Here is a 14,430-nt window from a genome sequence, read left to right as displayed (position 1 = left end):
TGTTCAGAACTGTGTGCCGGACTTGTAGTCATCTAGGGTAAGGCGGTCATTTTCAACGATCGCCCGTGGGATGGTTTCAGTGTTGCAGGCAACACCGGGAATAGAAAAAGGCTATTAATTCGATAGCCTGCTATTTTTCAAGGATGGTCTACCCTCAGATTTGACGTCTGAAACAAGGGGGACTTTTCATGCTCGCGCAACTTCCACCGGCCTTACAGAATCTGCAATTACCGCTTCGCTTGCGACTCTGGGACGGCCATGAGTTCAATCTGGGGCCGACGCCCAGCGTCACCATTGTGGTCAAGGACCCCCACATGGTTACCCAGTTCACCCATCCCAGCCTCGATGCGTTGGGGGCGGCATTTGTCGAAGGCAAGCTAGAGCTGGAAGGCTCCATCAGCGATGTGATTCGTGTCTGCGATGAATGGAGTCAGGCGCTGATCAACGAAGACGACGATGCGCAACCGATGCGCACGGTTCATGACAAAGAAACCGACGCCAAAGCCATCTCCTACCACTACGACCTCTCCAACGCGTTTTACCAGCTGTGGCTCGACAGCGACATGGCGTATTCCTGCGCCTATTTCGAGACCGGCAGTGAAACCCTCGAGCAAGCCCAACAGGCCAAGTTTCGCCACCTGTGCCGCAAGCTGCGGTTGCAACCAGGCGAGTATCTGCTGGATGTCGGTTGCGGCTGGGGCGGGTTGGCGCGGTATGCGGCTCGTGAGTTCGGCGCGAAGGTGTTCGGGATCACGCTCAGTAAAGAGCAATTGGAACTGGCCCGCGAACGGGTGAAAGCCGAAGGTCTGGAGGATCAGATCGAACTGCAACTGCTCGACTACCGCGATTTGCCCCAGGACGGGCGCTTCGACAAGGTGGTCAGCGTCGGCATGTTCGAACACGTTGGCCATGCCAATCTTGCCGAGTACTGCAAAACCTTGTTCGGCGCGGTGAAAGAGGGCGGCCTGGTGATGAACCACGGGATCACTGCCAAACACATCGACGGTCGTCCGGTCGGGCGCGGTGCCGGTGAGTTCATCGAGAAGTACGTGTTCCCCAACGGCGAGCTGCCGCACCTGTCGATGATCTCGGCCGAGATCAGCGACGCGGGGCTGGAGATCGTCGACGTCGAGAGTCTGCGCCTGCATTACGCACGTACCCTGGACCACTGGAGCGAACGCCTGGAGGACAATCTGGAAGCCGCCGGCAAACTGGTGCCAGAACAGGCTTTACGGATCTGGCGGTTGTACCTGGCAGGGTGCGCCTATGCCTTCGCCAGAGGCTGGATCAACCTGCATCAAATCCTCGCGGTGAAAGCCCATCCCGATGGCAGCCATGAACTGCCATGGACCCGCGATGACATTTACAACCCTTAAAGAATCGGTGAAATAAGCCGGGCGATCCGCATGCCGACCTGTTGCAGGCGGCGGGTCTCCCGGCCTTCTTCTTTGGCGATCTCGTGAGCCTGGGCGAAGTCATCGTTGAGCATCTGTTCCACTTCGGCGGCAAATACGCTGTCGACTGTCAGTAACATCACTTCGAAATTCAGCCTGAACGAACGGTTGTCCATGTTGGCGCTGCCAATGGCGCTGATTTCGCTGTCGATCAGCACTACTTTCTGATGCATGAACCCCGGCTGGTAACGGAACACGCGCACGCCTGCACGTACCGCTTCGAAGGCGTAGAGGCTGGAAGCGGCGTAGACGACCCGGTGATCCGGTCGCGACGGTAACAAAATCCGTACATCCACACCGCGCAGCACCGCCAGTCGCAACGCGGCGAATACCGCTTCGTCGGGGATGAAGTAAGGGCTGGTGATCCACACCCGTTCCGTCGCCGCATGGATGGCTTCGACGAAGAACAGCGAGCAGGTTTCGTAGGAATCCGCCGGGCCGCTGGCCAGCAACTGACAGAGCACGCCGTCGTCCGGATAGACCTCCGGCAGAATCAGTGGCGGTAGAGAGCGGGCCGCCCAGAACCAGTCTTCGGCGAAGGACTCCTGCATACAGGCCACCACTGGCCCGCGCACTTGCACATGGGTGTCACGCCATGGCGCCAGGGGCGGTTTCTCGCCCATGTATTCGTCACCGACGTTGAGCCCGCCGACAAAACCGACAATCCCGTCGACCACTACGATCTTGCGGTGGTTGCGGAAATTGACCTGAAAGCGGTTGAGCCAGCCGCTGCGGGTGGCGAAGGCTTTGACCTCGATACCGGCATCGCGCAACGGTTGCACATAACCATGGGGCAGGGAGTGGCTGCCGATGCGGTCGTAGAGCAAGTAAATCGCCACGCCTTCGGCAGCTTTCTTGGTCAGCAAGGTATGCAGGCGTTGGCCGAGGCGGTCATCGTGAATAATGAAAAACTGGATCAACACCGCTTGCCGGGCGTTGCTGATGGCGTCGAAAATCGCATCGAAGGTGGCTTGGCCATCGATCAATAGGTGTACTTCGTTATTCGCCAGACACGGCATGCGTCCCAGTTTCGGCATGGCCCTCAAGGACGCGTAGGCGCTGGAGGCGCGAGCAGCCAGTGCCTCTTCTACCCAGGGACGCCAGTTCAACTCGGAGATTGCCTTGCGCATTTCCTCGTTGGCTTGCCGCCGGGCCTTGATATAGCCATCGAAGGTGCTGCGGCCGAAGACCAGATAAGGGATAAGCGTGAGGTAGGGAATGAACAGCAGTGACAGAGCCCAGGCGATCGAGCCTTGAGCGGTCCGAACGGTCAATACGGCATGGATGGCGGCAATCGAGCCCAGCGTGTGCAGCATTGCGATCAGATAACCGAAAACATGCGGTCCAAAATAATCCATGGGGCAGCCTTGCTCCTGAAGATTCAATGCTTAACAGACCATGTTCCGGGCAGAATGTCGCTATTTAATTGGCCCATGAACCGAAGCCCGTGGCCGACGTCTAACGGCCACTAATGATCAGGAGTTACTCGATGAACGTTCGTCTGCTGGGTTTGGCCATTGCGTTTGGTTTGACACTTCCTGTGGCTGCTCAGGCGCAGATGTTGCAACCGGGTTTGTGGGAAATGACTTCAAGCAACATGAAGGTCGATGACCAAAACCTGCCCGATCTTCAACTGATTCTCGGCCAGATACAGAGTCAGATGACCCCTGAACAGCGCGCTCAGCTGGAGAAGCAGGGCATCACCATGGGCGGCAAAGGTATTCGGGCTTGCCTGACTCCTGAGCAGGTGAAGACCGACAACATTCCACTGACGGACCCACAATCGGGCTGCAAGCAGCAAATCACCGAACGTACCGGCAACCAGTGGAAATTCCGTTTCAGCTGTCCGAAAGCGCAAGGTGCGGGTGTTGCCACATTCCTCAGCGATCGTGAGTTCACTACCAAGGTCAACGGCACTTTCAACGCCACCGGCATTCAGCAAAAGGGTAGCCTCGATACTCGCGCTGTGTGGCTGGGACAGGATTGCGGCACAGTGAAGCCAAGGGCCTAAAAGCATCGCGAGCAGGCTCGCTCCCACAAGGTCATACGAGATCCCTGTGGGAGCGGGCTTGCCCGCGAAGGCGTCCGCTCAGGCACCTCCAGTCTTGGGCGGATTCAACAATTCACACACCGCCTCAATCCCTTTCTCCCCGAAGTCCTCTCCGCTGCCGCTGCGCATACTGACAAACCCGCCATCTTTTTCCTTCTCGCCTACTACTAACAAATACGCCCGGTGAATTGTTTCCCGGCGGATGTTTTCGATAACGCGCGTTAGCGCATAAACCGTAGGGGTAAACCCTGGCAGCTGTCATTTAGACGTTTGTCGTGCCAGGCAATTTGCCCGGACACGACCGTAGTGCTGACGCTGTGGCGAAAACGATGGTGGGTGAAGGGTGTCCAGCCGCATTGAGAGAGGATCGGTTGTCTGGAAACGACAACGCCATCGGGCTCGGGTTTGATTAACACCAGGTCGGCCCAGTAGCCTTCGCGCAGGTAGCCGCGGTCGGGGATGGCAAACAGCTCGGCGACCCGGTGACTGGTTTTGGCAACAAGGGTGGTGATCGGCAATATCTCATCGGACACCAGCTCCAGCAGCGCGGGCAGGGCGTATTGCACCAACGGCAAACCGGACGGCGCCTGGCGGTAGGGCCGCTGCTTTTCGGCCCAGGTGTGAGGCGCGTGATCGCTGCCAATCACATCCAGTCGATTGCTCAGCAATGCTTGGCGCAGGGCATCGCGGTCGGCCTGAGTCTTGATCGCCGGGTTGCACTTGATCAGGTTTCCAAGGCTCGGGTAGTCGCGATCATCGAACAACAAGTGATGCAGGCAGACTTCAGCGGTGATGCGTTTCTGTGTCAGCGGCTGGTCTTCGAACAGCGCCAGTTCACGGGCAGTGCTCAAGTGTAAAACGTGAAGTCGGGTGCCATGTTGCCTGGCCAGATCAACTGCCATTGAGGAGGAGCGAAAGCACGCTTCGGCGTTGCGGATCAGCGGGTGAGCCGCGGGCGGAAGATGCTCGCCGAACAGTTCTCGCAGGTTCGCTGCATTGGCTTCGATGCTGGGCGTGTGTTCGCAGTGGGCCAACAATATGGTCGGCACATCGGCGAAGAGTCGCTCGAGTATCCGTGGATCGTCCACCAGCATGTTGCCGGTGGAGGCGCCCATGAACACTTTGACCCCGGCCACTTCGCAAGGGTTGAGCGCGGCAACCGTGTCGAGATTGTCGTTGCTCACGCCGAAATGAAAACCGTAATTGGCCACTGAATCGGTCGCCGCTCGACGCTTCTTGTCGGCCAGCGCGGCGAGGGTCAGGGTGGCCGGGGAGGTGTTGGGCATGTCCATGAAACTGGTGATACCGCCAGCCACTGCCGCTCTGGATTCGGTATGGAAACTGCCTTTGTCCGGCGCTCCGGGATCGCGGAAATGTACTTGGTCGTCGATCATGCCCGGCAGCAGCCATTGACCGTTGGCGTCGATTTCCACGGCAGCCGTTTCACCTTCGATGCTGCTGGCGATCTTGACGATGCGACCGTGGCTCACCAGCAGATCGCCGTCGAATTCACGACCTTCATTGACCAGCCGGGCATTACGAATCAGCACGCTGCTCATGGTCAGAACTCGTTTTGCAGGGCTTTGTAGCCCCGCACCAGATCGACGTTGGTGCGCGCCACGTCCTCGGAAAACTCCGAGGCGCTGACGCTCACCGGTGGGAACTGCGACAGGTCAGTGTTGGGGCCGATGCGCGTGGTGGAGGGCACGTAGAAGTCTTCAGGCAAGTCACGACCGTCGACCACCGAGTTGTGCCGCACCACGCAACCGTCGCCCACCGCGCAGTTGAACAGCACGCTGTTGAACCCAATGAACACGCGGTTACCGACGGTGCAGGGGCCATGCACGATGGAGCGGTGGGCAATGGAGCTGAACTCGCCAATGTTTACCGCGGCCCCCGACTTGGAGTGGATCACCACGCCGTCCTGGATGTTCGAATTGGCGCCGATGGTGATCGCTTCCATCTCGCCCGAATCATCCACTTCATCGGCGCGAATCACCGCGTACGGACCGACGAACACGTTCTCGCCGATCACCACTTTGCCGCAGATGATCGCGGTTTTATCCACGTACGCGGACTCCGCAATCAACGGCAGATCACCTGAAGGATTCTTGCGGATCATGGCTTGCTCAACGCCTCATACAAGGTGTTGAGGTTGTATTCGAACAACCCGGCGAACGTGCTGGCGGGGCCGCTCGCCGCGAGGGCATCGGAGTACAGCGTGCCGCCGATATGCGCGCCGCTTTCATCGGCGATTTGCTTGAGCAGGCGTGCGTCCTTGATGTTTTCCATGAACACTGCTTTGACCTTGGCCTGACGGATCTGCGTGATCAGCGCAGCGACTTCGGCGGCCGACGGTTCACGTTCGGTGGACAGACCTTGTGGCGCCATGAAGTCGATGCCGTAAGCCTGACCGAGATAGCCGAAGGCGTCATGGGAGGTCACGATTTTGCGGTTACCCGGCGGCAGCGAACCGAGCTTGGCTTTGGCCTCGGCGAGCAAGGCGTAGATCTTTTTCAGGTAGGCCTGGCTGTTGTGTTCGTAGTCGGCTTTGTTCGCAGGGTCGGCGGCGATCAGCGCTTTGGTGATGTTGCTGATGTACAGCTCGGTGTTCGCCAGATTGTGCCAGGCGTGTGGGTCGGGAATGGTTTCGCCGTCTTCATCCAGCGAGCGTGGAATGACACCGTGGCTGGCACTGATGACCGCAGCTTTGGTCTCGGTGCTGGTCACCAGACGGTCCAGCCATGGCTCGAAACCTAGCCCATTCTTGATGATCAGTCTGGCCTTGAGCAATGCCTTGGCATCGTCCGGAGTCGGCTCGTAGGTATGGGCATCGGCGTCCGGCCCGACCATGTTGGTGATCTGGATATGGTCGCCGCCGACCTGATGGGTCATGTCGGCGAGGATGCTGAAGCTGGTGACTACCTGGAGTTTTTCCGCGGCAGACAGCGACATCGACAGCATCAAACTGAACAGCACTAGTAAAGCACGCATCGGGCAACACCTCATTGGGATGTGAGCAAAGGAGGGCGGCGCAGCAAACCATGCACCGGACCGAACACCACGGACAGCAAATACAAAGCGCCAGCCACCAGCACGATCGCCGGGCCACTGGGCAGTGAGCAGTAAAACGACAGCAACAATCCGAGCCAGACCGAGAGGCAGCCGAGCAGTGCGGCGATGACCATCAGTACCGGCAAGCGACGACTCCAGAAGCGAGAAGCGGCGGCTGGCAACATCATCAAACCGACCACCATCAGGGCGCCGATGGCCTGGAAACCGATCACCAGGTTCAGCACCACCAGGGTCAGAAATACCCCATGAGCCAGTGGCCCGAGGCGGCTGACGGTTTGCAGAAAGAGTGGATCGAGGGTGTCCAGTAACAGGGGTTTGTAGATGAGGGCCATGGCGACCAGGCTGAAGCCTGAGACCCAAATCATGCCGGTCAAAGTAGGCCCGTCGACCGCGAGCGCCGAGCCAAACAACAGGTGCAACAGGTCCAGTCGCTTGCCGGCGATGCCGAGGATCAGCACGCCGCTGGCCAGCGATATCGGGTAGATCGCGGCCAGGCTCGCGTCTTCTCGCAGGCCTGTGCGGCGGGTGATCCAGGCGGCCAGCCCGGCCATGCTCAGGCCAGCGCCGAGGCCACCGATGGTCAACGCGGGCAGACTCAACCCGGCGAACCAGAAGCCCAATGCGGCGCCCGGCAAGATGCCATGAGCCACCGCGTCGCCGATCAGGCTCATGCGCCGCAGGATCAGAAATACCCCAAGCGGAGCGGTGCTGCATGCCAGAACAAGACCACCGAGCAACGCCCGGCGCATGAATACGAATTCGTGGAACGGTTGCCAAAGCTGCGCGGCAGCGATCATCAAGCCACCTGCGTATGGGGTTGTTGGCGAATCAGCTCGGTACTGGGACCGAGGACGCAGCCACTGCTTTTGATCAACACGGCCTGTGGAATATGTTGGCGCACGGCGGCCAGGTCATGACACACCACCACAAGGGTTCGACCTTCGGCATGCCAAGCGTGGATGTGTTTCCAGAGCAGCGCCTGGCCGAGTTCGTCGAGCGCGGCGTGAGGTTCATCAAGCAGCAGCAAGGGGGCTTCGGCGAGACTCAACCGTGCGAGCAGGGCTCGCTGCAATTCACCCCCGGAGAGGGCCATCAATGGTCGATGTTCCAGGCCGGTCAGGCACCAGTCTTCCAGCGCAGACTTGAGTCGCTGGCTGCGAATTTCCGGAGTTTGCTTGCTGCCCCAGAAACCTGCGGCCACCAACTCTTGCAGGCTGATGGGGAATTGCCGGTCCAGATGTTGTTGCTGAGGCAGGAACGAAAGGCCGCCTTTGCGTGGAACATCAATGATGACTTTTCCGGTCAGTGGCTTTTGCAGACCGGCGATGACTTTTAGCAGGCTGCTTTTACCCGATCCGTTGGCACCGATGACGGCGGTCAGACTTCCTTTGGGTAATTGGAAATCCACCGACGGAGTGAGCGGTTGACCGGGAGCGCCCCAGCGCAAGGCTTGGCATTGGATCATGCGGCCTCCCAGTTCCAGCGACTTTCGGCGACAGCATCGTGGGCGTGAAGACTTTCTGCGTGAACGACTCGCACATGAAAGGCGTTGATGCCCGGTGAGCGTTTCAGGGCCAGGTTCAAGCGTCGAGCGGCGTCTTCGCAGAACATCAGGTTCTGGCCGTTGGCGAGGGCGAAAGCTTGTTCGTCGGCGCGTTTCACGGCAGTTTGCACGGCGGTGCCGAGGGCTGCTTCCGCATCGTTGATCGCGGCGATCAGCGGTAGGTCATCCAGATAGCCGTCCAGACGCAGCTGCAATTGCGCATTGCTGCGTTGGCTATGCGGCGTGGCGACGATGCCTTTCGTGGAACCGAGCCAAGCCAGAACGTCGGCGTGTTGCAATGATCGATTGGCGAAGTCATCAACGAATTGCTGCTGAATCAGCTGCCGCGAAAGTGCCGCTGAGCATGGACAGGTTGAGGAATAAGGAACGTCGATTTTTAGTTCCACGTGGAACATCGCGTTTTTCAAGCTGGCTTCGATGCTCACCGGATAAGTTTTCCAACCGGCTAGCGGACTGATGAGCGCGGGTCTTTTGAGCAATAGTTCGGTGTGAATTTTTAGGTAAGCGTTGTGGGAAAGTCCTTCATGGGTTTCGAGAAAATTCTGCAAGACTCGCCACAACAACGCCGGTGAAAGGTTTTCCTGCTCAAGCATTTCCAACGCCAGATATAGCCGCGACATATGGATGCCGCGCGCCTCTCCATCGTCGAGGCTAACGCCAGCGTCGGCCTTTGCGCTCAGCCGCTGGCCATCGAATAAAACAGGAAGAGCAATGCCGCACATGCCCACCCAATCGAGTGGCAGGGCTTGGCGTGAGGCCTGCGCGGCGATATCCGGCAGAGTCAGCGCATTCATGAGCAGGTCCATCGTGGGAGTTGATTTGGCATGTTATATTATAACAATCAAATCGACGATGCCTTTTTCGTGAGCGGGCTTTCACCATGCACAGACGTCACTTGCTCAACCTGATTCTGGCCAGCGCGGCCTTCGCTTTACCCTTTGGTGCGTCGGCCACGCAAATTCGCAATGCACGACTGTGGCGCTCTGACGACAAGCTGAGATTGGTGTTCGATCTGAGCGGGCCGGTGCAATACAAGACGTTTTCCTTGAGCGCTCCGGAACGGCTGATCATCGATCTGAGTGGCGCCAATCTCAGTGACGACTTCAGTCAGTTGGCACTCAGCAACACGGTGATTCGTTCAATCCGCTCCGGACATTTCGGCCAGGGCGATACGCGGATCGTCCTCGACCTCAGCGGCCCGGTGCAGCTCAACAGTTTCCTGCTGCCGCCCCAAGACGGGCAGGGGCACCGATTGGTGCTCGATCTGAAGACCGCTGCGCCGCTACAGATCGCGGCGGCACCCTCGGAAAAACCTGAACCCGTCACCGATAAGGCTCACCCCAAGCGCGACATCATCGTGGTGGTCGACCCTGGTCACGGCGGCAAAGACCCGGGCGCGGTCGGTGCCAAAGGTGAGCGGGAAAAAGACGTGGTGCTGTCGATCGCCCAGCTGCTGGCCAAACGGCTGAAGCGCGAGAAGGGCTTCGACGTGAAGCTGGTGCGCAACGACGACTTCTTCGTTCCGCTGCGCAAGCGCGTGGAGATCGCCCGCAAGCACAAGGCCGACATGTTCATCTCGGTCCATGCGGACGCGGCGCCGCGTCTCACCGCTTCAGGTGCGTCGGTGTACTGCCTGTCCGAAGGCGGCGCGACTTCAGCCACGGCGCGCTTCATGGCGCAACGGGAGAACGGTGCAGACCTGCTGGGCGCCACCAGCCTGCTCAATCTCAATCTCAAGGACAAGGACCCGATGCTCGCCGGGGTAATTCTCGACATGTCGATGAACGCCACCATCGCCGCCAGTTTGCAGTTGGGCAGTACGGTGCTCGGCAGCCTCGCGGGCATCACCACGCTGCATCAGAAGCGCGTGGAACAAGCGGGATTCGCTGTATTGAAGTCGCCGGATGTGCCGTCGATATTGGTGGAAACCGGCTTCATCTCGAACGTCCGCGACAGCCAGCGACTGGTGACCGCCCGTCATCAGCAGGCCGTGGCAGATGGTTTGTTCGAAGGGTTGCAGCGCTATTTTCAGAAGAACCCACCGATGAACAGCTACATCGCCTGGCAGCAGGAACAGAAAAAGGCACAGGCCTAGCAGCCGGTCATCCGGCTGCACGTGAACTTGCCGCTGGTGCCGCCGGAGCTGGAAAACCGATTGATGGTTGTCCAGCCAACCCGGCGGTTGTAGCCGACCCAGGCTTCGCCATCGGACGCGATGCCCGTGAAGAACGTCAGTTGCCCGTAGCGACTATTGGTTTGCGCCCATTGGCGTTTGCCGGCCACTTCGAAGCCACGCAGATAGATCGTGCTACCGACGGTGTTGACGCTGTAGGCATTGCCGTCGGCATCCACGCAGGCCAGCAGATTGGCGCTGCGAGTGCAGTTGGCCAGGCTCGGGACTTGTCCCCAGGTATCGGCCGCGATCAGCAGCGAAAGGCTCAATAGCGAGAATTTCAGGGCGTTTCCCATGGCATTTCTCAAGGGGGCGGACGGGCTAAAGCATCGTGCCCTTTGTCGCAGCGAGCAAGAGGGGAGTGGCTTATTTGTATTGTTATACTATAACATTAAAATACACCCGCTCTGATGATCCACCGCCATGACTGAACAAGAACTCCTCGCTCAATCCGCCGCCGATTACATGAACGACGCCCAGCAAGGCTTCTTTCGCGACCTGCTACTGGCTCAGCGCAGCGAGCTGCAGGAGCGCATTGCCGGCGAGTTCGACGCGTTGCGCGAGCAGGAACCCCACAGCGATCCTGCCGATATCAGCAGCGCCGAAGAACAGCGCCAGTGGCAATTGCGCCTGTTGGAGCGGGAAAAGAAGCTGCTGGACAAGATCGACGAAGTCCTCGAACACCTGGCTCGCGGCGAGTACGGCTGGTGTCGCGAAACCGGTGAGCCGATCGGCCTCAAGCGCCTGCTGCTGCGACCCACCGCCACTCTGTGCATTGAAGCCAAAGAACGTGAAGAGCTGCGCGAACGCCATCAACGGGCGATTTGACCGGCCACATCCTGATGAGGAATACCTGATGCCCAATCGTCTCCCCGTGACCGTCCTGTCGGGCTTTCTCGGCGCCGGAAAAAGTACACTTCTTAATTACGTATTACGTAATCGCGATAAATTGCGGGTCGCAGTGATCGTCAACGACATGAGTGAGATCAATATCGATGGCAGCGAAGTTCAGCGCGATGTCAGCCTGAACCGTGCCGAAGAAAAACTCGTGGAAATGAGTAACGGCTGCATCTGCTGCACCTTGCGCGAAGACCTGCTCGAAGAAGTCAGCAAACTCGCCAAGGACGGTCGTTTCGATTACCTGTTGATCGAGTCCACGGGGATTTCCGAGCCGCTACCTGTAGCGGAAACCTTCACGTTTCGCGATGAAGAAGGGCAGAGCCTGGCGGACATCGCGCGGCTCGATACCATGGTCACCGTGGTCGACGGCATGAACTTCCTGCTCGACTATCAGGCCGCCGAAAGCCTCGCTTCCCGTGGCGAAACCCTGGGAGAGGAAGACGAACGCTCAATCACCGACCTGTTGATCGAGCAGATAGAATTCGCCGACGTGATCCTGATCAGCAAGATCGATTTGATCAGCAGTAGCGAGCGCCAAGAGTTGATCGCGATCCTCGAACGGCTCAACTCCCAAGCGGAAATCATTCCGATGGTCATGGGCGAAGTACCGCTCAAGAAAATCCTTAACACCGGGCGCTTCGACTTCGAAAAGGCCGCTCAGGCACCGGGATGGTTACAGGAGCTGCGCGGTGAGCACGTGCCGGAAACCGAGGAATACGGTATCGCCTCCACGGCATATCGGGCGCGGCGACCGTTTCATCCACAACGCTTCTTCAGTTTTATCGACCGTCCGTGGGTGAACGGCAAATTGCTGCGTTCCAAAGGCTTTTTCTGGTTGGCCAGCAAACACAGGGACGCTGGCAGCTGGTCCCAGGCCGGCGGCTTGATGCGTCACGGTTTTGCCGGACGCTGGTGGCGTTTCGTGCCGAAAAACCAGTGGCCGCAAGACGAAGAAAGCACCGCCGGGATCATGGAGAACTGGACGGCAGCCACCGGTGATTGCCGCCAGGAACTGGTGTTTATCGGCCAGAACATCGATTTCGCGCAACTCGCCGTCGAACTCGATAACTGCCTGCTGACGGATGCTGAAATGGCCTTGGGTGTCGAGGGCTGGCAGCTATTGCCCGATCCGTTTGGTCCTTGGCACGAAGAGGCGGCTGCTTGATGTTGGCGCCCAGTCTGAAGCGGCGACCGGTCATTCGTCAGGTTCAAGGTGATGCGCCAAAAGCGCTGACCGGCATTCTGGACGACGGCGTGAACCTCGCTCTCTGGCAACGCCAACTCCCGGCGCATATTGCTGATTTCGGTCGCTTGTTGTTGTCCCTGAACGAACCGCTGGCCGAGTCGTTGTCCCTGGAAATGCCTAGCGATGACGCCGAACCTAACCTCCACGGTTTAGCCTCAGGCTTCAGCGATCTGGAAGGCTACGAAGGCTTTATCGCCGATGTTTCCTGGCTGGTCAGCGCCTTCGCCTGCCTGTTGGGCGCCCAGCGTATCGGCCTGCGCCTGCGGGTTCTGGACACAGCCATGTGCCCGCGTTTCCACGTCGATCATGTGCCGGTGCGGTTGATCACCACCTACGCAGGTATCGGCAGCCAATGGCTGCAAGAAGGGGCGATGGATCGTCGGCAATTAGGCAAACCTGAAGCCGAACCGCAGGACGATTCGCTGATCCGGCAGATCGCCAGCGGCGAAGTGGCGCTGCTTAAAGGGGAGAAGTGGCACGGCAACGAAGGCTTCGGTTTGATCCACCGTTCGCCGCAGCCGGCGCCGGGCGAGCGTCGTTTGATTCTGACCCTGGACTGGCTGAGTTAGTGGCTCAAGGTTTGAGCCAGGTTCCCTGGCTCTGGGCTTCGCAAAACGGCTTCAAATACGCCGCATCGGTGGCCACGCCGTAATAGTGAATATCCTGCCGGTAAGGCATATTGGCGACTTGAGCGTTGCTGCACACCCCGAACGCGCCGGCAGGGCATTGGTCGACGTATTGCACCTCGACTTTCTGCCCGGGCAGATTTGGCTGGCAGAATCCGTCGGCGAACAGTTTTTCCGGGATGTTGCGGTTTTGCTGGCAAACTTTCACGTCGAGCCGCTCAGCCGTGCTGTGTACCACGCAGGCTTGGGCCAGCGCTTCGCCCGATGTGAGCGCCAGAAGCAACGACCATCCCATCAACCGCATTCTTTACCTCCTCAGAAAACTCGACCATGTTGCAGAACATTCCCACCCACGTCGTTGCCGGCCCGTTAGGTGCTGGCAAGACCAGCCTGATCAAGCACCTGTTGGCGCAACGGCCCGCGGGTGAGCGCTGGGCGGTGTTGATCAACGAGTTCGGCCAGATCGGTCTGGATGCCGCGCTGTTGACCCAGGACGCCGATGGTATCGCACTGGGGGAAGTGGCCGGGGGCTGTTTGTGTTGCGTCAATGGGGCACCGTTTCAGATCGGCCTCGGGCGGTTGCTGCGCAAGGCCCGACCGGATCGCCTGTTCATCGAACCCTCCGGGCTGGGGCATCCGGCGCAGTTGCTCAGGCAATTGAGTGAGGCGCCATGGCAAGGTGTCCTGGCGGTGCAGCCGTGTGTGTTGGTGCTGGATGCCCAGGCGCTCGCGGCCGGAAAACCGCTGCCTGAGGCGCAACAGCTAGCCTTGCACAGTGCCGGGTTGCTGTTGCTGAACAAGGCAGAAGGGGTCGACGACAGCGATCGCCAGCGAATCGCCGCACAGTTGCCGATGAGTCCTTTGTACTGGACGCAGCAAGCGGTCTTGCCGTTGAGCGAGTTACCGGGGCTCGGGGCTCAGGCTGTCGGGGGTGTGGATAACTTTGTCATGCCCAAGGGATTGGCGCAGATGCCAGCCATCTGGACTGACCCCACGCTGCCGATTTGCTTGAGTCAGGCGCAGGAGGGCGGCTGGAGTGTTGGATGGCGGTGGCATCCGAGTCAGATATTCGATGCCGTATTGATCGGGAAATGGCTTGAGCGCCTTGAATGGCGGCGGGCGAAGCTGGTTATCCACAGTGCCGAGGGTTGGGTGTCGGCGAATGCGCTGGATAACTCGATGCTGGATTGGCAGATCAGCGAATGGCGTCGGGATTCGCGTATCGAGCTGATTTTCAGTGAGGCGCAGGCTGTCCCGGAACTGCAGGAAGGTTTGGCGGGGTGCCGCACTTAGGCACATTAGCGAGTTTTTGTGCAGTTTTTGAAGGCCTCATCGCGGGCAA

At 59.2% G+C, this 14,430-nt stretch carries 16 protein-coding genes and 1 pseudogene; 7 read left to right on the top strand and 10 right to left on the bottom strand.

Features of this window, described 5'->3' with window-relative positions; translation table 11 throughout:
* Positions 1 to 188 precede the first annotated feature (188 nt).
* Positions 189 to 1,376, top strand: coding sequence for a C17 cyclopropane fatty acid synthase CfaB (gene cfaB / locus ACZ3HH_RS20540; protein ID WP_465807159.1), 1,188 nt, complete (start codon positions 189 to 191; stop codon positions 1,374 to 1,376).
* Here cfaB and cls read toward each other — a convergent pair.
* Positions 1,373 to 2,812 carry a cardiolipin synthase gene (gene cls, locus ACZ3HH_RS20535; protein WP_465807157.1) on the bottom strand — a complete coding sequence of 480 codons (1,440 nt, stop codon included), beginning with the start codon at positions 2,810 to 2,812 and terminating at the stop codon, positions 1,373 to 1,375. The two genes, cfaB and cls, sit on opposite strands and share 4 nt — an antisense overlap.
* 131 nt (positions 2,813 to 2,943) lie before the next feature.
* On the opposite strand from cls, the gene ACZ3HH_RS20530 reads away from it, so the two are divergent.
* Positions 2,944 to 3,465 carry a DUF3617 domain-containing protein gene (locus ACZ3HH_RS20530; protein ID WP_008007839.1) on the top strand — a complete coding sequence of 174 codons (522 nt, stop codon included), beginning with the start codon at positions 2,944 to 2,946 and terminating at the stop codon, positions 3,463 to 3,465.
* Positions 3,466 to 3,543: 78 nt separating this feature from the next.
* Here ACZ3HH_RS20530 and ACZ3HH_RS20525 read toward each other — a convergent pair.
* The 7 genes and pseudogenes from ACZ3HH_RS20525 to folE2 all read right to left on the bottom strand — a co-directional run.
* Positions 3,544 to 3,684 (bottom strand): annotated as a pseudogene (locus tag ACZ3HH_RS20525) (His/Gly/Thr/Pro-type tRNA ligase C-terminal domain-containing protein); the annotation flags it as partial.
* Positions 3,685 to 3,725: 41 nt separating this feature from the next.
* Entirely contained in the window at positions 3,726 to 5,063 is a 1,338-nt protein-coding gene (locus ACZ3HH_RS20520) for a dihydroorotase (protein ID WP_465807154.1), read from the bottom strand.
* 2 nt (positions 5,064 to 5,065) lie between these two features.
* Complete coding sequence (locus tag ACZ3HH_RS20515) at positions 5,066 to 5,626, bottom strand: gamma carbonic anhydrase family protein (RefSeq protein WP_454188291.1); 561 nt, start codon at positions 5,624 to 5,626, stop codon at positions 5,066 to 5,068.
* On the bottom strand, positions 5,623 to 6,498 hold the full coding sequence (locus tag ACZ3HH_RS20510; RefSeq protein ID WP_465807151.1) for a metal ABC transporter substrate-binding protein: 876 nt from the start codon (positions 6,496 to 6,498) through the stop codon (positions 5,623 to 5,625). The genes ACZ3HH_RS20515 and ACZ3HH_RS20510 overlap by 4 nt, the downstream gene beginning before the upstream one ends.
* Positions 6,499 to 6,509: 11 nt before the next feature.
* Complete coding sequence (locus tag ACZ3HH_RS20505) at positions 6,510 to 7,376, bottom strand: metal ABC transporter permease (RefSeq protein ID WP_465807149.1); 867 nt, start codon at positions 7,374 to 7,376, stop codon at positions 6,510 to 6,512.
* On the bottom strand, positions 7,376 to 8,044 hold the full coding sequence (locus ACZ3HH_RS20500; protein WP_465807147.1) for a metal ABC transporter ATP-binding protein: 669 nt from the start codon (positions 8,042 to 8,044) through the stop codon (positions 7,376 to 7,378). Before ACZ3HH_RS20500 ends, ACZ3HH_RS20505 begins: the two co-directional genes overlap by 1 nt.
* On the bottom strand, positions 8,041 to 8,937 hold the full coding sequence (gene folE2, locus ACZ3HH_RS20495) for a GTP cyclohydrolase FolE2 (RefSeq protein ID WP_465807145.1): 897 nt from the start codon (positions 8,935 to 8,937) through the stop codon (positions 8,041 to 8,043). Before folE2 ends, ACZ3HH_RS20500 begins: the two co-directional genes overlap by 4 nt.
* An 86-nt stretch (positions 8,938 to 9,023) precedes the next feature.
* Here folE2 and ACZ3HH_RS20490 point away from each other — a divergent pair, with 86 nt between their 5' ends.
* Complete coding sequence (locus ACZ3HH_RS20490; protein ID WP_465807143.1) at positions 9,024 to 10,238, top strand: N-acetylmuramoyl-L-alanine amidase; 1,215 nt, start codon at positions 9,024 to 9,026, stop codon at positions 10,236 to 10,238.
* Here ACZ3HH_RS20490 and ACZ3HH_RS20485 read toward each other — a convergent pair.
* The gene (locus ACZ3HH_RS20485) at positions 10,235 to 10,612 is read right to left on the bottom strand and encodes a glutamine synthetase (protein ID WP_465807141.1); all 378 of its coding nucleotides are present in this window, start codon (positions 10,610 to 10,612) and stop codon (positions 10,235 to 10,237) included. The two genes, ACZ3HH_RS20490 and ACZ3HH_RS20485, sit on opposite strands and share 4 nt — an antisense overlap.
* A 127-nt stretch (positions 10,613 to 10,739) precedes the next feature.
* On the opposite strand from ACZ3HH_RS20485, the gene dksA reads away from it, so the two are divergent.
* Genes dksA through ACZ3HH_RS20470 form a run of 3 tightly spaced genes read left to right on the top strand, consistent with a single transcriptional unit; the run spans position 10,740 to position 13,031 of the window.
* A complete protein-coding gene (gene dksA / locus ACZ3HH_RS20480; protein ID WP_465807139.1) occupies positions 10,740 to 11,144 on the top strand; it encodes an RNA polymerase-binding protein DksA in 405 nt (134 codons plus the stop codon).
* 28 nt (positions 11,145 to 11,172) lie between these two features.
* Positions 11,173 to 12,381 (top strand): zinc metallochaperone GTPase ZigA, encoded by a 1,209-nt coding sequence (gene zigA, locus ACZ3HH_RS20475; RefSeq protein WP_465807137.1) that lies wholly within the window; start codon positions 11,173 to 11,175, stop codon positions 12,379 to 12,381.
* Positions 12,381 to 13,031 carry a DUF1826 domain-containing protein gene (locus ACZ3HH_RS20470; RefSeq protein ID WP_465807135.1) on the top strand — a complete coding sequence of 217 codons (651 nt, stop codon included), beginning with the start codon at positions 12,381 to 12,383 and terminating at the stop codon, positions 13,029 to 13,031. The genes zigA and ACZ3HH_RS20470 overlap by 1 nt, the downstream gene beginning before the upstream one ends.
* A 4-nt stretch (positions 13,032 to 13,035) precedes the next feature.
* On the opposite strand, the gene ACZ3HH_RS20465 is transcribed toward ACZ3HH_RS20470, so the two are convergent.
* Entirely contained in the window at positions 13,036 to 13,392 is a 357-nt protein-coding gene (locus ACZ3HH_RS20465; RefSeq protein ID WP_465807133.1) for an NADH:ubiquinone oxidoreductase, read from the bottom strand.
* A 26-nt stretch (positions 13,393 to 13,418) separates the two neighbouring features.
* Between ACZ3HH_RS20465 and ACZ3HH_RS20460 the strand changes: the two genes are divergently transcribed.
* Entirely contained in the window at positions 13,419 to 14,381 is a 963-nt protein-coding gene (locus ACZ3HH_RS20460; protein WP_465807131.1) for a CobW family GTP-binding protein, read from the top strand.
* The last annotated feature ends 49 nt before the right edge of the window (positions 14,382 to 14,430 follow it).

Source organism: Pseudomonas sp. PME37.24/025, assembly GCF_055556615.1.
Note: the sequence above shows the minus strand (reverse complement) of the source record. Positions and strands in the feature narration are given on the sequence as shown.